Source organism: Massilia sp. PWRC2 (assembly GCF_049896725.1).
GTDB lineage: Bacteria > Pseudomonadota > Gammaproteobacteria > Burkholderiales > Burkholderiaceae_D > JAFCUW01.
The window spans coordinates 38,835-55,110 of sequence record NZ_JAFCUW010000001.1; the positions used below are offsets into that span (position 1 = coordinate 38,835).

At 64.6% G+C, this 16,276-nt stretch carries 15 protein-coding genes; 5 read left to right on the forward strand and 10 right to left on the reverse strand.

Going from position 1 to position 16,276, the window contains the following annotated elements; all coding sequences use genetic code 11:
* Positions 1-37: 37 nt before the first annotated feature.
* The gene (pstS, locus tag ACP7BZ_RS00180; protein ID WP_426109625.1) at positions 38-1,081 is read right to left on the reverse strand and encodes a phosphate ABC transporter substrate-binding protein PstS; all 1,044 of its coding nucleotides are present in this window, start codon (positions 1,079-1,081) and stop codon (positions 38-40) included.
* A 259-nt stretch (positions 1,082-1,340) separates the two neighbouring features.
* Here pstS and ppk1 point away from each other — a divergent pair, with 259 nt between their 5' ends.
* Together ppk1 and ACP7BZ_RS00190 are read left to right on the forward strand one after the other, a co-directional pair.
* Positions 1,341-3,431 (forward strand): polyphosphate kinase 1, encoded by a 2,091-nt coding sequence (gene ppk1, locus ACP7BZ_RS00185; protein WP_426109626.1) that lies wholly within the window; start codon positions 1,341-1,343, stop codon positions 3,429-3,431.
* A 16-nt stretch (positions 3,432-3,447) separates the two neighbouring features.
* Positions 3,448-3,906, forward strand: coding sequence for a SixA phosphatase family protein (locus ACP7BZ_RS00190; RefSeq protein ID WP_426109627.1), 459 nt, complete (start codon positions 3,448-3,450; stop codon positions 3,904-3,906).
* 10 nt (positions 3,907-3,916) lie between these two features.
* Here the strand turns inward: ACP7BZ_RS00190 and ACP7BZ_RS00195 are convergent, their stop codons facing one another.
* The 3 genes from ACP7BZ_RS00195 to alr form a co-directional block, all read right to left on the reverse strand.
* Positions 3,917-4,270, reverse strand: coding sequence for a PilZ domain-containing protein (locus tag ACP7BZ_RS00195; RefSeq protein WP_426109628.1), 354 nt, complete (start codon positions 4,268-4,270; stop codon positions 3,917-3,919).
* Between the two features lie 30 nt (positions 4,271-4,300).
* Positions 4,301-5,677, reverse strand: a complete 1,377-nt coding sequence (gene radA / locus ACP7BZ_RS00200) for a DNA repair protein RadA (RefSeq protein WP_426109629.1) — start codon at positions 5,675-5,677, stop codon at positions 4,301-4,303.
* A 182-nt stretch (positions 5,678-5,859) separates the two neighbouring features.
* Positions 5,860-6,966 carry an alanine racemase gene (gene alr / locus ACP7BZ_RS00205; RefSeq protein ID WP_426109630.1) on the reverse strand — a complete coding sequence of 369 codons (1,107 nt, stop codon included), beginning with the start codon at positions 6,964-6,966 and terminating at the stop codon, positions 5,860-5,862.
* A 136-nt stretch (positions 6,967-7,102) separates the two neighbouring features.
* On the opposite strand from alr, the gene lplT reads away from it, so the two are divergent.
* Positions 7,103-8,365, forward strand: coding sequence for a lysophospholipid transporter LplT (lplT, locus tag ACP7BZ_RS00210; RefSeq protein ID WP_426109631.1), 1,263 nt, complete (start codon positions 7,103-7,105; stop codon positions 8,363-8,365).
* Between the two features lie 20 nt (positions 8,366-8,385).
* On the opposite strand, the gene ACP7BZ_RS00215 is transcribed toward lplT, so the two are convergent.
* The 4 genes from ACP7BZ_RS00215 to tsaB are packed head-to-tail and all read right to left on the reverse strand — an operon-like array spanning position 8,386 to position 11,399.
* Complete coding sequence (locus ACP7BZ_RS00215; protein ID WP_426109632.1) at positions 8,386-9,357, reverse strand: DUF1853 family protein; 972 nt, start codon at positions 9,355-9,357, stop codon at positions 8,386-8,388.
* Positions 9,358-9,388: 31 nt separating this feature from the next.
* Entirely contained in the window at positions 9,389-10,153 is a 765-nt protein-coding gene (locus tag ACP7BZ_RS00220; protein ID WP_426109633.1) for a uracil-DNA glycosylase, read from the reverse strand.
* Positions 10,154-10,173: 20 nt separating this feature from the next.
* A complete protein-coding gene (gene rimI / locus ACP7BZ_RS00225; RefSeq protein ID WP_426109634.1) occupies positions 10,174-10,674 on the reverse strand; it encodes a ribosomal protein S18-alanine N-acetyltransferase in 501 nt (166 codons plus the stop codon).
* Positions 10,671-11,399 carry a tRNA (adenosine(37)-N6)-threonylcarbamoyltransferase complex dimerization subunit type 1 TsaB gene (gene tsaB, locus ACP7BZ_RS00230; protein WP_426109635.1) on the reverse strand — a complete coding sequence of 243 codons (729 nt, stop codon included), beginning with the start codon at positions 11,397-11,399 and terminating at the stop codon, positions 10,671-10,673. The genes rimI and tsaB overlap by 4 nt, the downstream gene beginning before the upstream one ends.
* 87 nt (positions 11,400-11,486) lie before the next feature.
* Between tsaB and ACP7BZ_RS00235 the strand changes: the two genes are divergently transcribed.
* Positions 11,487-11,903 (forward strand): thioredoxin family protein, encoded by a 417-nt coding sequence (locus ACP7BZ_RS00235; RefSeq protein WP_426109636.1) that lies wholly within the window; start codon positions 11,487-11,489, stop codon positions 11,901-11,903.
* Positions 11,904-12,076: 173 nt separating this feature from the next.
* Here the strand turns inward: ACP7BZ_RS00235 and ACP7BZ_RS00240 are convergent, their stop codons facing one another.
* On the reverse strand, positions 12,077-12,988 hold the full coding sequence (locus ACP7BZ_RS00240; RefSeq protein WP_426110479.1) for an AraC family transcriptional regulator N-terminal domain-containing protein: 912 nt from the start codon (positions 12,986-12,988) through the stop codon (positions 12,077-12,079).
* A 150-nt stretch (positions 12,989-13,138) separates the two neighbouring features.
* On the opposite strand from ACP7BZ_RS00240, the gene ACP7BZ_RS00245 reads away from it, so the two are divergent.
* Positions 13,139-13,975 (forward strand): oxidoreductase, encoded by an 837-nt coding sequence (locus tag ACP7BZ_RS00245; protein WP_426109637.1) that lies wholly within the window; start codon positions 13,139-13,141, stop codon positions 13,973-13,975.
* 20 nt (positions 13,976-13,995) lie between these two features.
* Here ACP7BZ_RS00245 and ACP7BZ_RS00250 read toward each other — a convergent pair whose 3' ends face one another.
* Positions 13,996-16,209, reverse strand: coding sequence for a molybdopterin cofactor-binding domain-containing protein (locus ACP7BZ_RS00250; RefSeq protein ID WP_426110480.1), 2,214 nt, complete (start codon positions 16,207-16,209; stop codon positions 13,996-13,998).
* Positions 16,210-16,276: the final 67 nt, after the last annotated feature.

Below are 16,276 nucleotides of genomic sequence, written 5' to 3' on the forward strand. Positions count from 1 at the left end.
CACAGCTGACAGGGCTAGCTGCTGTACACGTTTTTTGTTACCAGATTGCCTTGCCAGCAGCGTCTTTCAGATTGGCTTTCCAGCTCTCTTCGACCAGCTTGGTGACACTCGCTGGCATGGGCACGTAGTCCAGTTCAGCGGCAGCAGGGCTACCGTTTTTGTAGGCCCAGTCAAAGAACTTCAACACTTCTTTGCCCTTGACGCCGTCAGCTTGCGACTTGTGCATCAGGATGTAGGAGACGCCGGTGATCGGCCAGCTTTGTTTGCCAGCAGCATCGGTCAGCACGACGGCGAAACCTGGGGTCTTGGTCCACTCGGCGTTGGCGGCGGCAGCCTTGAAGTTGTCGTCGTCAGGCTGGACATAGACGCCGTCCTTGTTTTTCAGCTGGGTGTGCGACATCTTGTTTTTCTTGGCGAACGCCCATTCGACGTAGCCGATCGAACCCTTGATGCGCTGCACGTTGGCGGCGACGCCATCGTTGCCCTTGCCGCCCACGCCGACTGCCCATTTCACGGCAGTACCGGAACCGATCTTGGTCTTGAAATCGGCATTCGTTTTCGACAGGTAGTCGGTGAACAGAAACGAGGTGCCCGAACCGTCAGCGCGGTGGACGACGGTGATGTCGTCCGCTGGCAGCTTCATGCCAGGATTTAAGGCGACGATTTCTGGGGCATTCCACTTGGTGATCTTGCCCAGGTAGATGTCGGCGATGACCGGACCGGTCAGCTTCATGGCGCCAGGGGCGATACCGTCTAGGTTGACGACAGTGACAACGCCGCCCATGATGGCAGGGAACTGCACGAGGCCGTCGGCGTCGAGTTCAGCGGCTGGCAGAGGCATGTCGGAAGCACCGAAGTCGACCGTTTTGGCCTTGATCTGCTTGATACCAGCGCCGGAACCGACCGACTGATAGTTCAGGCCGTTGCCCGTGGTCTTCTTGTACATCTCGGCCCACTTGGCGTAGATCGGGTACGGGAACGTTGCGCCGGCGCCCGTCATGTCGGCAGCCAGGGTGGCGGTCGAGGTGAGGATGGCGGCCGAGCCGAGCAACATCGAAGCGAACAACTGTTTCATGCGCATATCAGTTCCTTTTATTAGAGGGTGTGGCGGTTGAATGCTGCGTAGTCTAGCCCCGCAATATGACACGTTTATGACATCAAACATCTTGTTGAAATATTCTTTCGCGCCCATGATAGCTCAGCGGGCGGAGGCGGTCGCGGTTATAGTCGCTCTCATCGTCGCGCTAATCGTCGTACGAATAGTCGCTGCGCAGTCACGCCAATGTCACATATTCTCTCTAGAATGAAGTGTTGATATCTTGAACACGCCAAACCTCTCCATGACATCAAAAGCCCCGCTGGTCTCTCTCCTGCCGAAACCGGTCATCTTTCTCGACCGCGAAATTTCCCTGCTGATGTTCAACCGCCGGGTGCTGGCCCAGGCCGAAGACAAGCGCCTGCCGTTGCTCGAGCGCCTGCGCTACCTGTGCATCGTCAGTAACAATCTCGATGAATTTTTTGAAGTGCGGGTGGCCAGCCTGCTGGCCCAGGATGCACTGCACCCGGATGCGGCGCTGGCGGCCATGTTCGAGCGCATCGCCACCGAATGCCACGCACTGGTCAAGCAGCAATACGATATTTTAAATACCGAAGTGCTGCCGCAGCTGCGCCAGCGCGGCGTCCACCTGGTACGCCACAACGACCGCAACGAAGCGCAGCGGGCCTGGGTCAAGCAGTATTTCGACCAGCAGGTGCGGCCCCTGCTCACCCCCATCGGTCTCGATCCGGCCCACCCCTTCCCCCAGGTCAGTAACAAGAGTCTCAATTTTATTGTGTCGCTGTCCGGCAAGGATGCGTTCGGCCGCGGTACCGCGATTGCCATCGTCAAGGCGCCGCGCGTGCTGCCGCGAGTGATCGAGTTGCCGGAACACCTGAGCAAGGGCGGCGGCCAGTCGTTCTGCCTGCTCAGCTCGGTCATCCACGCCCACATGGAAGAAATGTTCACCGGCCGCGACGTGCTGGCCTATTCGCAATTTCGCGTCACCCGCGACAGCGACCTGTGGGTCGATGAAGGCGAAGTGAAAAATCTGCGCCAGGCCCTCAAGGGAGAATTGCAGGGACGCCAGTTCGGCACGGCCGTGCGGCTCGAAGTGGCAAAGAACTGCCCGGCCGAGCTGTCGCAATTCCTGCTCGACCAGTTCAATCTTGACCCCGGCCGCCTGTATCCCGTCGACGGCCCCGTCAACCTGGTGCGGCTGGCGGAAATGATCAGCCAGGTGCGCCAGCCGTCCCTGCGCTTTGCGCCCTTCTTCCCCGGCGTGCCGCCAAAAATGGCGAATATGGACATCTTCGAGCAGATGCGCAAGCACGACATCCTGCTGCACCACCCATTCCAGTCGTTCCAGACCGTCATCGATTTTATCTGCGTGGCGGCGCAAGATCCGCAGGTGGTGGCAATCAAGCAAACCATTTACCGCACCGGCATGGATTCGGACTTGATGGCCGCGCTGGTGACGGCGGCCCAGCGCGGCAAGGAAGTCATCGTCATCGTCGAGCTGAAGGCGCGCTTCGATGAAGAAGCCAATATCAACTGGGCCGACAAGCTCGAACAGGCCGGCGCCCAGGTCGTGTATGGCGTGGTCGGCCTGAAAACCCATGCCAAGGTGGCACTGGTGATCCGCCGCGAGGCCGATGGCCTGCGTTATTACGCCCACCTCGGTACCGGCAACTACCACCTGACCACCGCCCGCCTGTACACCGACTTTGGTTTATTGACGGCCAACCAGCAGATGGGCGAAGAGGTCAACGAAGTCTTCATTCACCTGACCAGCCTGACCAAGCCGCATAAACTGACCCACCTGTGGCTGGCGCCATTCGCCCTGCAGAGCGAGCTGGTCAAGGCGATCCGCAACGAAGCGCGCATTGCCAAGGCGGGACGGCCGGGGCGCATCATCGTCAAGGTCAATGCCATGGTCGACGAGTCGCTCATTCGCGCGCTGTACGCGGCGTCGCACGACGGCGTCAAGATCGACCTGATCGTGCGCGGCGCCTGCACCCTGCGGCCGGGCGTGCCAGGGCTGTCGGAAAATATCCGGGTGCGCTCGATCATCGGCCGCTTCCTCGAACACAGCCGCATCTATTATTTCCGCAACGATTTGGCGCACGATGTCTATCTGGCCAGCGCCGACTGGATGAGCCGCAACCTGTTCCGCCGCATCGAAGTGGCCTTCCCCGTGCTCGACAAGGCCCTCAAACGCCGCGTCATCAACGAAGGATTGAACCCTTACCTCAAAGATAACTCGAACGCTTGGGAGCTCGATGGCGATGGCGTCTACCACCGCCGCCGCGTGCGCGGCAAGCAAGCCGAGTTTTCAGCGCAGCGTTACCTGATGGAGTTGCTTGGCACCACCGAGAACAGTATCGACCACTAAAATGGGGAAGAGCAGCATGGACCTGATTTTATGGCGCCACGCCGAAGCCGAAGACGGCACGCCCGATCTGGCGCGGCCACTGACGGCGAAAGGCCACAAGCAGGCGCGCCGGATGGCTGACTGGCTCGCTTCGCAATTGCCCGAGGGCTGCAAAATTCTGGTCAGCCCGGCGCTGCGCACCTTGCAAACCATCGAGCCGCTGGGGCGCAAGTTCAAGGTGGTCAATGCGCTGGCCCCCGAGGCGACGCCGGCCGCGGTATTGCAGGCGGCCAATTGGCCCAACAGCAAAGAACCGGTGCTGGTGGTGGGCCACCAAAACACCCTCGGCCAGGTCGCCGCCCTGCTGCTGTGCGGCCAGCCGCAATCCTGGGAAGTCAAAAAGAACAGCGTCTGGTGGATCGTCCAGCGCGAGCCGAAAGATGCCGACAGTATTTATTTGAAGGCAGTGATGACGAGCGATCTGATCGTCAAATAGGGGCCGTGTCTCAGCGCAAAAATTTGGCCAGGATGGTACGCGAGCTCAGCTCCATCTCGAGAAACTGAAACCCTGTCTTGTACTGACCGCTGCTGAAAATGCAGTAGGTGGACTTGGCCGCTGCCGTCAATACATACACCTTGCCATCGACCATCAAGTCGATCGACAAGGTGCCCGTCAAGCCGATCGGCAGCGGTTGCAGAAATGCCAGGCACACGCCATTGGTGCCAATGTCGATAGTGCGCACCATCAGTGCCGGCGCGCCCTTGACCGTGAGAGCGGCGCGCACCTTGAGCAGCTTGCGCGGCGATGCGCGCTGCTCGCCGACGGGCCGTGCCGATTCTGCCGGAATAGGTGTATCCATGGGGTCAGCTTTCCTGTTCTGGTTGGTGCTCTAGTCGAGCTCGCGCAATTTATTAAACGCCTCGTCGATGCGCTCGACGGCGATGATGGTCATCCCTTCGATCTTGTGCTTCGGGGCATTCGACTTGGGGATCATGGCAATCGAAAAGCCCAGCTTGGCCGCTTCGCGCAAGCGCTCCTGGCCACGCGGCGCCGGCCGGATTTCGCCGGCCAGACCCACTTCACCGAACACCACCAGGCCGCGCGGCAGCGGCTTGTTGCGCATCGACGAATTGATCGCCAGCAGCACCGCAAGGTCAGCGGCCGGCTCAGTGATCTTGACCCCGCCCACCGCATTGATGAACACATCCTGGTCAAAGGCGGCAATCCCGGCGTGCCGGTGCAGCACCGCCAGCAGCATGGCCAGGCGGTTTTGCTCGAGACCCACCGACAGCCGGCGCGCATTGGGCAGGTGGCTGGTGTCGACCAGTGCCTGAATTTCCACCAGCAGGGGGCGGGTGCCCTCCTGCGTCACCATCACGCAGGAGCCGGGAACCGCCGTATCGTGGCTGGACAAAAACAGCGCCGATGGATTCGACACCCCTTTTAAACCCTTTTCCGTCATGGCGAACACGCCCAGTTCATTGACGGCGCCGAAGCGGTTCTTGATCGCCCGCACCAGCCGGAAACTCGACTGGGTGTCGCCCTCGAAATACAGCACGGTATCGACGATGTGCTCGAGCACGCGGGGGCCGGCCAGCGCCCCTTCCTTGGTGACGTGGCCGACCAGGATGATGGTCACCCCGGTCTGCTTGGCCACCCGGGTCAGCTGGGCCGCGCATTCGCGCACCTGGGCCACCGAGCCGGGCGCCGAACTGAGGGCATCGGAATAGACGGTCTGGATCGAGTCGATGACGGCCACTTCCGGCTTCAGGTCGGCCAGGGTGCCGAGAATTTTTTCCAGCTGGATTTCCGCCTGCAGCTTGAGCGAGCTGCCTTCGACCGACAGGCGGCGTGCGCGCAGGGCAATTTGCGCGCCCGATTCTTCGCCGCTGACGTACAGCGTCGACTTGACCGCCGAGATATTCGCCAGCGCCTGCAACAGCAGGGTCGACTTGCCGATACCGGGGTCGCCGCCGATCAGCACCACGCCGCCGGCCACCAGGCCGCCGCCGAGCACGCGGTCGAATTCTTCGATGCCGGTGCCAAAGCGCGGCACGTCGGTCGCCTCGATGTCCGCCAGCGACAGCACCGGCGCAGTTTGCGCCAGGCTGCGGTGGACCGGATTGGACAGGCGGTTGACGCCGGCGGTCTCGACCACCGTCTCAACCAGCGTGTTCCACTGGTGGCAAGAGGTGCACTGCCCGCTCCATTTGCTGGCGATGGCGCCGCAGTCACTGCAGGTGTAATTGGTTTTAGCTTTGGCCATGATGGTTGGGTGTTGCTGCCGCCAGCAGCGTGGACGGCTTGCACGAACGAGCAAACCCGCCACGCTTGCGGAAATGTAAATTCTAAACCAATAAATGGTAAAGCGGCAGCCCCGGGCGGAGATGCCGTTCAGTGAGGCGCGGTTGTACCGCGCCGATTCAAGCGGCCACCAAGCACCCGCAACTAAGCGCTCTGCCCCAGCGCCGCCTCGCGCACGCGCACCCGCGGCGCCAGCGCGCACATCAGCTCGTAGCCGATGGTGCCGGCCGCCGTCGCCACCGCGTCGATCGGCAAGCCGTCGCCCCACAGCACCACCTTGCTGCCAACGCGCGCATTGGCCACTGCCGTCAGGTCGACCGTCAGCATGTCCATCGATACCCGCCCGATCAGCGTGGTGCGCACGCCATCGACCAGCAGCGGCGTGCCGTGCGGCGCGTGACGCGGATAACCGTCGGCGTAACCGCAGGCGACCACCCCCACCACCATCGGCCCGCTCGCTTCGAAGCGGCTGCCATAGCCGACCGTGTCGCCGGCCTGCAGTTGCTGCATGCCGATGATTTCCGACGCCAGCGTCATGGTCGGCAGCAATTTGTAGTCGGCCGCCGCCGTCTCGCCGGGGGTGCCGCCATACAGCATGATGCCGGGACGCACCCAGTCGTTCGACAAGGCTTCGCTCAGCAGCGCCTGCTGCAACACACCGCCCGAGTTCGACAGGCTGCGCTCGCCGGCGAGGCCATCGGCACCCAGCTGGAAACGGCGTACCTGTTCGCGGACCGACAGCCGTGGATTGTCCAGTTCGTCGGCGTTGGCGAAATGGGTCATCAGGGTAATGTTGCCGATGCCGGGGATGGCACGCAGGCGCGCATGGGCGGCGCCGAATTCGTCAGGGCGAAAGCCGAGCCGGTTCATGCCGGTGTTCATTTTTAAATGCACATCAATTGGACGGCTCAGGCGGGTGTATTCGAGCATTTTGATCTGCTCGATACAGTGCACCGTGCTATTGAGATTGTGCTCGGTGAGCAGTTCGATATCACTGCCATCGAAAATTCCTTCCAGCAGCAGAATTGGCTTGGTCCAGCCCAGCTCGCGCAGCCGCACGGCGTTGTCGGTTTCGATCAGCGCCATGCCGTCCGCCTCGGCAAAACCGCGCAGCCCCCGTTCGAGCCCGTGGCCATAGGCATTCGCCTTGACCACCGCCCAAATGCGGGCGGTGGGCGCGCAGGCGCGCGCACGCGCCAAATTGTGTTTCATGGAGTCAAGATGAATGGTTGCGCTGAGCGGCCTGGGCATGGGAACTTTACGAGAAGTAATAGGGGGCTGACACGCGTATTTTACCGGAGCGCAGGGGCAGGCACGGCTGAATTCTTTGGGCTTACAGGCCGTTCATGGTATAAAGCAACCCAGACCAGATTAGTGAAATTCTCGAATGAACCGTGGTTTTTACACCATCATGGCGGCGCAGTTTTTTTCGTCGTTGGCAGACAACGCGCTGTTTTTTGTCGCGATTGACCTGCTGACATCGATGAAGGCCCCGGCCTCGCTGACCCCGCTGCTCAAATTGTCATTCGTGCTGTTCTACGTGTTGCTTGCTGCCTTCGTCGGCGCCTTTGCCGACGCCTTGCCAAAAGGCCGGGTGATGTTTATCGCTAACCTGATCAAAATCGGTGGCTGCCTGCTCATTTTTGCCGATGTGCACCCGCTGGTGGCGTATGCCGTGGTCGGCTTCGGTGCGGCGGTGTATTCGCCCGCCAAGTATGGCATCCTCACCGAATTGCTGCCGCCAGAAAAACTGGTCGCGGCCAACGGCTGGATCGAAGGCTTGACCGTCAGTTCCATCATTTTCGGTACCGTGCTCGGTGGCCTGCTGGTGGCCAAGCGCACTTCTGCTTTCCTGCTCGGCTTCGATGTGCCGTATATCGACACGGGCATCAACACGCCCACCGAAGCGGCGCTGTGCGTGGTGATGTCGATGTACATCGCTGCCACCCTGTTCAACTGGCGCATTCCGGCCACCGGCGCCGTCTACCCACACCAGGAGCGCAACCCGATTCGCATGATCGCCGATTTCGCCAACTGTTCGACCATCCTGTGGAAAGACAAGCTGGGGCAGATTTCGCTGGCCGTGACCACGCTGTTCTGGGGCGCTGGCGCCACCTTGCAGCTGATCGTGCTCAAGTGGGCGGAAAAGTCGCTCGGCATGCCTTACGAGAAAGCCACCAGTCTGGTTGGCGTGGTGGCAGTTGGCATCGCCCTGGGCGCCGCCGCGTCGGCCCGTTTAATTCCGCTGCGCAAATCGCTGACCGTTATTCCACTCGGCATCGCCATGGGCGTGATTGTCATGGGCATGACCCTGGTCACTTCGGTGGCGTTCGCCTATCCCCTGCTGATTTTGATCGGTGTGCTGTCGGGCTTCTTCGTGGTGCCAATGAATGCCCTGCTGCAGCACCGCGGCCACGTCCTGATGAGCGCCGGCCATTCGATCGCCGTGCAAAATTTCAATGAAAACCTGTCGATTTTGACCATGCTGGCGGTCTACGCCATCATGATTTCAATGAATCTCGATTTGAACGTGATCATCATCCTGTTCGGTTTCTCGGTGGCCGGCGCCATGTACCTGATCCAGAAAAAGCACGCGGCCAACCAGGCAGTGCACGATTCGCTGGCATTGATCGGCGAACACAAGCACTAAGCTGTGAGTCGCCTTGATCGCTATGTCGGGCGCGCTGCCGCCCGCGCCTGCCAGTCGTCGGGCACGATGAAACCACGCGCGGCTTCCACCATTTCGCCATTGGCGCTTGCTTGCAACGCCGCCACCAGCAGCGGCGCTGGCGAGACGGCCAACAGCGCGCCCAGCGCGGCGACCAGACCGGCGCCGTCGAATGTCTCCACCCCGGCCTGCAGTCGATACGGCGCCAGCCACTGCAGGCGCGGCAGCAGCACCCAGCGCATGCTGGCAAAGCCCGGCAGCGTTGCGGCATCGGCCAGCGCGCACCAGAAGCCGCGGCAGTGGGCGCCGTTGATGCCATCCATGCCCGCCATGCCAGCCATCGCCTGCGGATAAAACAGCCAGCCCTTGACCAGCGCCCGTGCCCGTAGCACGGGACGCGCCAGCAGCGCCTGCGCCGCCGGATGGGCGCCCAATGTCAGCTGTTTGTCGAGAATCTTGCGCATCTTGGCGCCCAGGCTGTCGGCCAGATTCGGGCCGATCAGGGTATCGAAACGGCTGGCGACACGCTTGCCGGTCGCCAGCAGATAGAACTTGGTGGCCAGTTCAATATGCTCGACACCGTCGACACCGTCGACGCCATCGACGCCATCGATCTCCAGCAAAAAATCAAATTCACCCACGGTGTCGTTGCGGCTGGCGCGCACCTGCACACCGTGCGCCACCAGGCGCTGCTGCGCGGCATAAAAAAATCCCATCAGCTGTTCGGCGTACAGGCCGAGGCGCTGGCGCGGGCGCGCTGCCAGTGCACTCAGCAGTGGCGCCGGGGCGGCATCGAGTTGCGCCAGCCAGTGGGCGATCGCAGGCGTGACGACAATCGGTGCGGCGAGCCTGCCACGCCATTCGGGGGCGGCGGCGTCGAGCAGGTCGGGCGCATCGATCAGCCAGGCCAGCGCGCGCACGTGCGGGTTGTGCAGATGGCCCCAGCGCTGGGCGTAGCGGGCCTGGCAATTCATCGCAGCTGCGATCGTGGCAAGCGCCGCGCCATCACTGCGACTGCCCCTGGCTGGCGCGCGCCAGGCACAGATCGGCCCAGGCCAGCGCCTTGTCGGCGGCGCGGTCGAGCAGCTCGGCCGGATGCAGGGTGGCCACCAGCACGGCGCCGTTGAACTGGTGCAGCGTGCCGCGCGAACCTGCCAGCGCCTGCTGCAAGGGCTGGTCGAGCAGCGCATTGGTGGCGACCTGGCCCAGGGTGAGCACGACGCCAGCGCCGCACAGGGCCAGCTCGCGCTCGACAAACGGGCGGCACGCCTGCAGCTCGTCGGCGCTGGGGGCGCGCTCGCCACCGCTGGCACTGCTCAAGCGGCACTTGACCAGGTTGGTGACGTAGACGTTTTCTTCGCGTGCCAGCTGCACCGCCTTTAACATATTGGCCAGCAGCTTGCCGGGCGCACCGGCCAGCGGCGTGCGTGCCGCCTCGTCCTGCGCGGTGGTGGCACCGGCCACCACCATCCAGACGGCGGCGCGGGCGCCGTCGCCGGCCACGCTCTTGCGGCCATCCTTGCAGCCGCAGCGGGTACAGGCGGCAATCGCATTGTTGAGGGCGCGCCAGTCCATCTGGCTGATGTCGGCGTCGGCGGTGTCAGTATCGACGGCGGCGGCGATGGCGGCCAGCGGGGCGGGCTGGGCGGGCTGGGCCGCCGGGGCCGCAGCCGGCGCGCGCCGCTGCCACAGGGGAGTGATGCCCATCTCGGCCAAAAAGGCCGCATCGCGCGTGCTCGGCGCCGGCGACTTGCTGGTATCGGCACTCATGGCATCGCCTTCATCACCGCTCATAAACTAAAGCGCATGACGATGGCTTCTTCGCGCAAGCCGTCATGGGCGGGATAATAATTTTTGCGACGGCCGATTTCAACGAAGCCGTGCCGTGCATACACTGCCAGCGCCCGCTGGTTCGACGGCCGCACTTCCAGCAGCACCGAGTGCGCACCGAGGCCACGCGCGCAGGCGCCCACCTTGCCCAGCAGGTAGCGTCCAATCCCCTGCCCCTGGCGCGGCGCCGCCACTGACACATTGAGCAGGTGCGCTTCGTCAAGCACCCCCATCAGCAGGAAGTAGCCGAGCAGCTCAGCACCATCGCGCAGCGTCCACGCGCTGTAGCCGGCCGCCAGCGAATCGACGAAATTGCCGCGCGACCAGGGGTGCGGATAGACTACCTGCTCGATCGCATAGACGGCGTCGAGATCGGCCATGACCATCGGGGCATAGATGAACTGCTCGAACGGGCCGTCTGCCTCACTGGGGTGGGGGTGGGGGCGCGCCACTGCCGTCATGCTGCTGCCGCTGCTGCTGCGGCCTTGTCGGCGTTGATAACCAGCCGCTCGGCGCTGGTAAACGCGATCTTGTTGCGCAGGTAAAGCGGCTGCGCCAGGGCGGCATCGATGGCGCGGCCGGCGGCGACACCGATGGCGGCCAGCACGGCGATCTCGCGGGCGTGCGGCATGATGGTGGCGTTGACGGCGCTATCCGCGTGAGCGGCATCGTGCGCAAACGCCTGCGGATAGGCGCTCAAGCCATTGCCGCAGACGGTGGCATTGCCCGCTGCGGGCACTGCCGTCGGCGCTGCCAGCGCCGGGGCATCGATCACCGACCAGCCGCCCGCGGCCTGGAAGCGGTAGCGTGCCCAGTAGACTTCGCCCATGCGGGCATCGAGCAGCGCCAGCACCTCGTCGGCGCCACTGGCGGCGCGGCACGCTTCGGCCATCGCCGCCAGCGTCACCACCGGCAGCACCGGCAGGCCGGCGCCAAAGCCGAGGCCCTGGATGATGCCGGTGGCGGTGCGCACGCCGGTGAAGGAACCGGGGCCGGCGCCGTAAGCGAGGGCATCGCAATCGGCCAGCCGCAGGCCAGCATCGCCCAGCAGCGCCTGCACCATCGGCAGGATCGATTGTGAATGGGTGCGCACCCCCGACGATTCGCGGCTGGTCAGCACGCCCTGGTGCAGCAGGGCGCAGGACGCCAGTTCGGAGGAGGTTTCAATGGCGAGAATGGTAGGCATGGCGTATTTTAACCCGGGCGGCACAGCCGCCGGCGGCGCCGGGCTGACAGCCGACGCAAAAATACCCAGGCGCGGTAAAATGCGCTCATGCATAGCCTCACGCTCGATCAACACAATCTTCCCGGCTTTGCCGCCGACCTCGCCGGTGGCGGCTGGACCGTGGCCTGCCTGTGCGCCGGCTGGTGCGGCACCTGCACCAGCTATCGCGCCACCTTCGAAGCGCTGGCAGCACGCCATCCGGCGCTGCGCTTTGTCTGGATCGACATCGAAGACCAGGCCGACCTGGTGGGCGAGCTCGATATCGACAATTTTCCCACCCTGCTGATCCAGCACGACGATGTCGTCGCTTTTCTCGGCACCGTGCTGCCCGACGGCGCGCTGGCCGAGCGCCTGCTCGCCGCCCAGCTGTCAACCCCGGCCGACGACCTGGCGCGGCTGGCCGCCAGCACCGACGAACGGCGCGGCTGGCAGCGCAGCGGCAATTTGAAGACCCTGCTGGGCTGACTGACCAGCAACGCCGATCAGTCAAGGCGCTGGCGGACAGGCCACCTCGCCGGTTCCCCCTGCGAAGCGATTGGCAGGGGGGACCGGCGCCGCCGGGCGCCTGTGCCATTTGCGCTTGACGTAAGGGCATGCCTGACTGCCGCCACGCCTGTAGCGGTGGGCCAGTGCTGGCCTCAGTGCGAGGACACAAACTCGGCGCCGGCAAACGCCGGCGGGATGGCGAAGCTGGCGCGCAGCCGGCGCGCCTCGGCCGCCGGCGTCAAGCCGAACAGCCGCCGGAACTCGCGGCCGAATTGCGACGCACTGGCGTAACCGACGGCGTAACTGGCCAGCTCGGCTGTCAAGTCCTGGCGTACCATCAGCAGGCGCGCCTGGTGCAGGCGCGTCGTCTTCAGGTACTGCATCGGTGAGCTGCGCGTGATGGTCTTGAAGTGGCTGTGGAATGCGGGGATGCTCATGCCCGCTTCGCGCGCCAGTTCGCCCAGGTCGAGCGCTTGCGCGTAGCTGCTATGGATGCGGCGCAGGGCGCGGCCGATCTTGCCGTACTGTCCTTTCAGGCTAAGCGCCTGGCGCAGCGCGCACCCCTGGGCGCCGGTCAACACCCGAAAATACAGTTCACGCAACAGGCCAGGGCCCAGCACCGCCGCCTCCAGCGGCCGCTGCAGCGCTTCGAGCAAGCGCAGCACCGATGCGCGCATGTCGCCATCGATGGGGCTCGACATCATGCTCTGCGGCGCCTGCAGAGCACCGCTTGCGGCCTGACCATCGATGTGCAGCATCAGCTCGGCGGCAACGGCAAAATCGAGATGCAGGTAGAGCGCCAGCAACGGCTGCGCGGGCGTCGCATCGGTCTCCATATCAAACGGTACCGGCACCGCCACTGCCAGATAGTGCTGCGCATCGTAGAGATACAACTGGTCGCCGAAGTAGCCGCGCTTGCGGCCCTGGCAGACGATGACGATGCCAGGATCGTAGAGCACCGGCGTGCGGGTCAAGGCGCGGTCGGAGCGCAGGATGCGCACGCCGGGCAGGGCCGTCAGGTTGTAGCCCTGGTCGGGCGCCAGCATGCGCAACAGCGCGAGCATGCGCTGCCGGGCATGCTCGCAGGAGGTGTCGCCATCGACGTTGATGTTTGGTTCAGACATAGTTTTAGGCTAGAAAGGCAGCCGATTCGACCTTGGGTCGTAGCGATGGGGAGAATAACATGCCAGCTCTGTTCCCTTACGAAAGACCCTATGGCATCGAGTAAACACATCCTGATCACCGGCGTTAGCAGCGGCTTTGGCAGCGCCCTTGCGCAACAGGCCCTGGCCGCCGGCCACCGCGTGGTCGGCACGGTTCGCAGTGCGCAGGCGGCGCAGGCATTCGCAGCGACGCATCCGCAGCACGCCCATGCACGGCTGCTCGACGTCACGCAATTTGACGCCATCGATGCCATCGTCGCGCAGATCGAGGCGCAGCGTGGCCCCATCGATGTCCTTGTCAACAACGCCGGCTACGGCCACGAAGGCATCCTGGAAGAGTCGCCGCTGGCGGACATGCGCCGTCAGTTCGACGTCAATGTGTTCGGCCCGGTGGCCATGATCAGGGCGGTGTTGCCGTACATGCGCGCGCGCCGGCGTGGCCACATCCTCAACGTGACGTCGATGGGCGGTTACATCACCCTGCCCGGCATTGCTTATTACTGCGCCAGCAAATTCGCGCTGGAAGCCATCTCGGACACACTCGCCCAAGAAGTCGCAGCGCTGGGCATCGCTGTGACTGCGGTGGCACCGGGCTCGTTCCGCACCGACTGGGCGGGGCGCTCGATGCAGCGTGCACCCCGTTCGATCAGCGACTACGACAGCCTGTTCGACCCGCTGCGCCAGGCGCGTGAAGCCATCAGTGGCAAGCAACTGGGCGACGCCGTCAAGGCAGCCCGCGCCATGCTGGCGGTGATTGAAGCGGATGCGCCGCCGGCCCGCCTGCTGCTCGGCAGCGATGCGCTGCGGCTGGTGCGGGCCAAGCTGGCCGACCTCGAACGCGATCTACAGACCTGGCAACAGCTGACCGTCTCGACCGATCATGGTTGATCGCTGCGTTCGAGGTTGCCTCAATTGGCCGGACTGGCCAAGCGCAGCGGCAAACTGCGCAGCCGCTGCCCGCACAGTTTAAAAACCGCATTGGCCACTGCCGGCGCCAGCGGCGGCACCCCCGGCTCGCCCACCCCTTCGGGCGGCGCGCTGCTGGCGATGATGATGGTCTCGACGTGCGGCGCCTCGCCCATCCGCAGCACCGGGTAATTGTGGTAGTTGGTCTGCTCGATGCGGCCATCCTTGATGGTGATTTCGCCACCGAGCGCTGCCGACAGTCCGAACACCACGGCCGACTCGATTTGTTGGGCGATGATGTTGGGGTTGACGGCGATGCCGCAATCGATGGCGCATACCACCCGGTGCACGCGGATGGCGCCGCCGTCGATCGACACTTCGGCCACCTGGGCGACGATGCTGCCAAAACTGGCATGGACGGCAACGCCATGGGCGCGTCCGGCCGGCGCCGCCCCTGCGCCAGCGACGGCGGCGTCCAGCACCGCCAGGTGACGGGGGTGCCCTGCCAGCAGCGCGCGGCGAAATGGCACGCCGTCCTGACCGGCCGCGTGGGCCAGCTCGTCGATAAAACTTTCCTTGAAAAAAGCGTTGTGCGAATGGCCCACCGAGCGCCAGTAACCGAGCGGCACGGCGCTGTCGACGATCTCGTGGGCGATGCGCTGGTTGGCGATTTCGTAGGCCATGTCGTACTCGCCTTCGGCGGCGGTCTTGTCAGGGCCGAAGCCGGGCAAACCCAGCGCACGGGGAAAATACTGGTGGCCGATCGAGCCGCTGACCGAATGGTTGTCCCAGCCGAGCACCTTGCCGGCGCCATCGACGCTGCCGGTAAACCGCGCCAGCGCGGCGGGCCGGTAGACGTCGTGCGTCATATCGTCTTCGCGCGTCCAGATCAGCTGCACCGGGCGGCCATCGGCGGCGCTGGCCGCCGCCACCGCCTGCGCCACCATATCGACCTCGAGGCGGCGGCCGAAACCGCCACCGAGCAGCAGCACCTCGACCGTGACGTCTTCGCGCGCCACCCCGGCCACTTTGGCCGCCATGTCGACGGCGATGCTGGGCACCTGGGTCGAGGCCCACAACCACACCTTGCCGTTGCTGACCTGGGCGGTGCAGTTGATCGGTTCCATCGCCGCATGCGCGAGAAAAGGTGCGCGGTATTCGGCACGAATGGTCTTGACGCCGGCGCCTTCAGCGGCCGTGCCAGTGCCGCTGCTGTGATAGACATGGCCGCTGCCACGGCCATCGTTGGCGTCGAGTCGCGCGCCAAATTCCTTGAAAATCGCCGCGCTCGACAACTGCGCACCAGCGCCCTCGGCCCAGGTAATCGGCAGCGCTGCCGCCGCCTGCCGCGCGCCCCACCAGGTGGTGGCGATCACCGCCACGCCGGCGCCGGCGCCACTGTGCCTGGCCAGCGCCGCCGAAAAATTGATCACCGCTTTCACGCCGGGCATGGCGTGTACCGCCGCGCTGTCGATGGCAGCGATGCCGGCGCCGATCACCGGCGCCATGCAGACGGCCGCGTACAACAGGCCGGGCGGACGCGCGTCGATACCAAAGCGGGCGGCGCCGCTCACCTTGGCGGGGCTGTCGCGCCGCCGCAGGGGACGGCCGATCAGCTTCCACTGCGCCGGGGTTTTTAGCACCAGCGAGGCGACATCGATATCGATGGCCGCCGCCGCCGCCGCCAGGCTGGCGTAACTGGCGCTGCGCCCCGAAGGATGGCGCACGAAGCCATCCTGCGTGCTGCAGCTGGCCGGGCTGACCTGCCATTGCTGCGCGGCGGCCGCCACCAGCATGGCACGCGCCAGCGCACCGGCTTCGCGCATCGGCTGCCAGGCATCCTTGACGCTGGTCGAGCCGCCAGTAAACATGATGCCCATTTCACGCGCCACCTTGGCCAGCGTCCATTCGACGCCATCGCGCAGCGGTCCGCGGGTATCCGGGTGAAACGGCGGCAGCTCGCGCAGCAGCGCCAGGTTGCCGTAGATTTTATCGATGGGCGCGGCGCGCAAGGTCACCATCGACATTGGCACATCGAGCTCCTCGGCCACCAGCATCGGCAGCGCCGTATGCACGCCCTGCCCCATTTCGCTGCGCGCCATCACCACGGCGACACTGCCATCGGCGCCGATCACCACCCAGCCGTTGAGGGCAACGGCGCCGTCGCGTACCGGCAGGGCGCCAGCACCGCGCAGGCGCTGGCGTGGTGGCAGCATGCCGGCGCCCACCAGCAGGGCGCCGCCGGCGGCCAGGCCAGCGAGCAAAAAGGCGCGCCGCGAACGG

Coding starts and splice junctions, on each gene's coding strand:
- pstS (WP_426109625.1), bottom strand. CDS start 1,081: ATGCGCATGAAACAGTTGTTCGCTTCGATGTTGCTCGGCTCGGCCGCC.
- ppk1 (WP_426109626.1), top strand. CDS start 1,341: ATGACATCAAAAGCCCCGCTGGTCTCTCTCCTGCCGAAACCGGTCATC.
- ACP7BZ_RS00190 (WP_426109627.1), top strand. CDS start 3,448: ATGGACCTGATTTTATGGCGCCACGCCGAAGCCGAAGACGGCACGCCC.
- ACP7BZ_RS00195 (WP_426109628.1), bottom strand. CDS start 4,270: ATGGATACACCTATTCCGGCAGAATCGGCACGGCCCGTCGGCGAGCAG.
- radA (WP_426109629.1), bottom strand. CDS start 5,677: ATGGCCAAAGCTAAAACCAATTACACCTGCAGTGACTGCGGCGCCATC.
- alr (WP_426109630.1), bottom strand. CDS start 6,966: ATGCCCAGGCCGCTCAGCGCAACCATTCATCTTGACTCCATGAAACAC.
- lplT (WP_426109631.1), top strand. CDS start 7,103: ATGAACCGTGGTTTTTACACCATCATGGCGGCGCAGTTTTTTTCGTCG.
- ACP7BZ_RS00215 (WP_426109632.1), bottom strand. CDS start 9,357: ATGAATTGCCAGGCCCGCTACGCCCAGCGCTGGGGCCATCTGCACAAC.
- ACP7BZ_RS00220 (WP_426109633.1), bottom strand. CDS start 10,153: ATGAGTGCCGATACCAGCAAGTCGCCGGCGCCGAGCACGCGCGATGCG.
- rimI (WP_426109634.1), bottom strand. CDS start 10,674: ATGACGGCAGTGGCGCGCCCCCACCCCCACCCCAGTGAGGCAGACGGC.
- tsaB (WP_426109635.1), bottom strand. CDS start 11,399: ATGCCTACCATTCTCGCCATTGAAACCTCCTCCGAACTGGCGTCCTGC.
- ACP7BZ_RS00235 (WP_426109636.1), top strand. CDS start 11,487: ATGCATAGCCTCACGCTCGATCAACACAATCTTCCCGGCTTTGCCGCC.
- ACP7BZ_RS00240 (WP_426110479.1), bottom strand. CDS start 12,988: ATGCTCGCGCTGTTGCGCATGCTGGCGCCCGACCAGGGCTACAACCTG.
- ACP7BZ_RS00245 (WP_426109637.1), top strand. CDS start 13,139: ATGGCATCGAGTAAACACATCCTGATCACCGGCGTTAGCAGCGGCTTT.
- ACP7BZ_RS00250 (WP_426110480.1), bottom strand. CDS start 16,209: ATGCTGCCACCACGCCAGCGCCTGCGCGGTGCTGGCGCCCTGCCGGTA.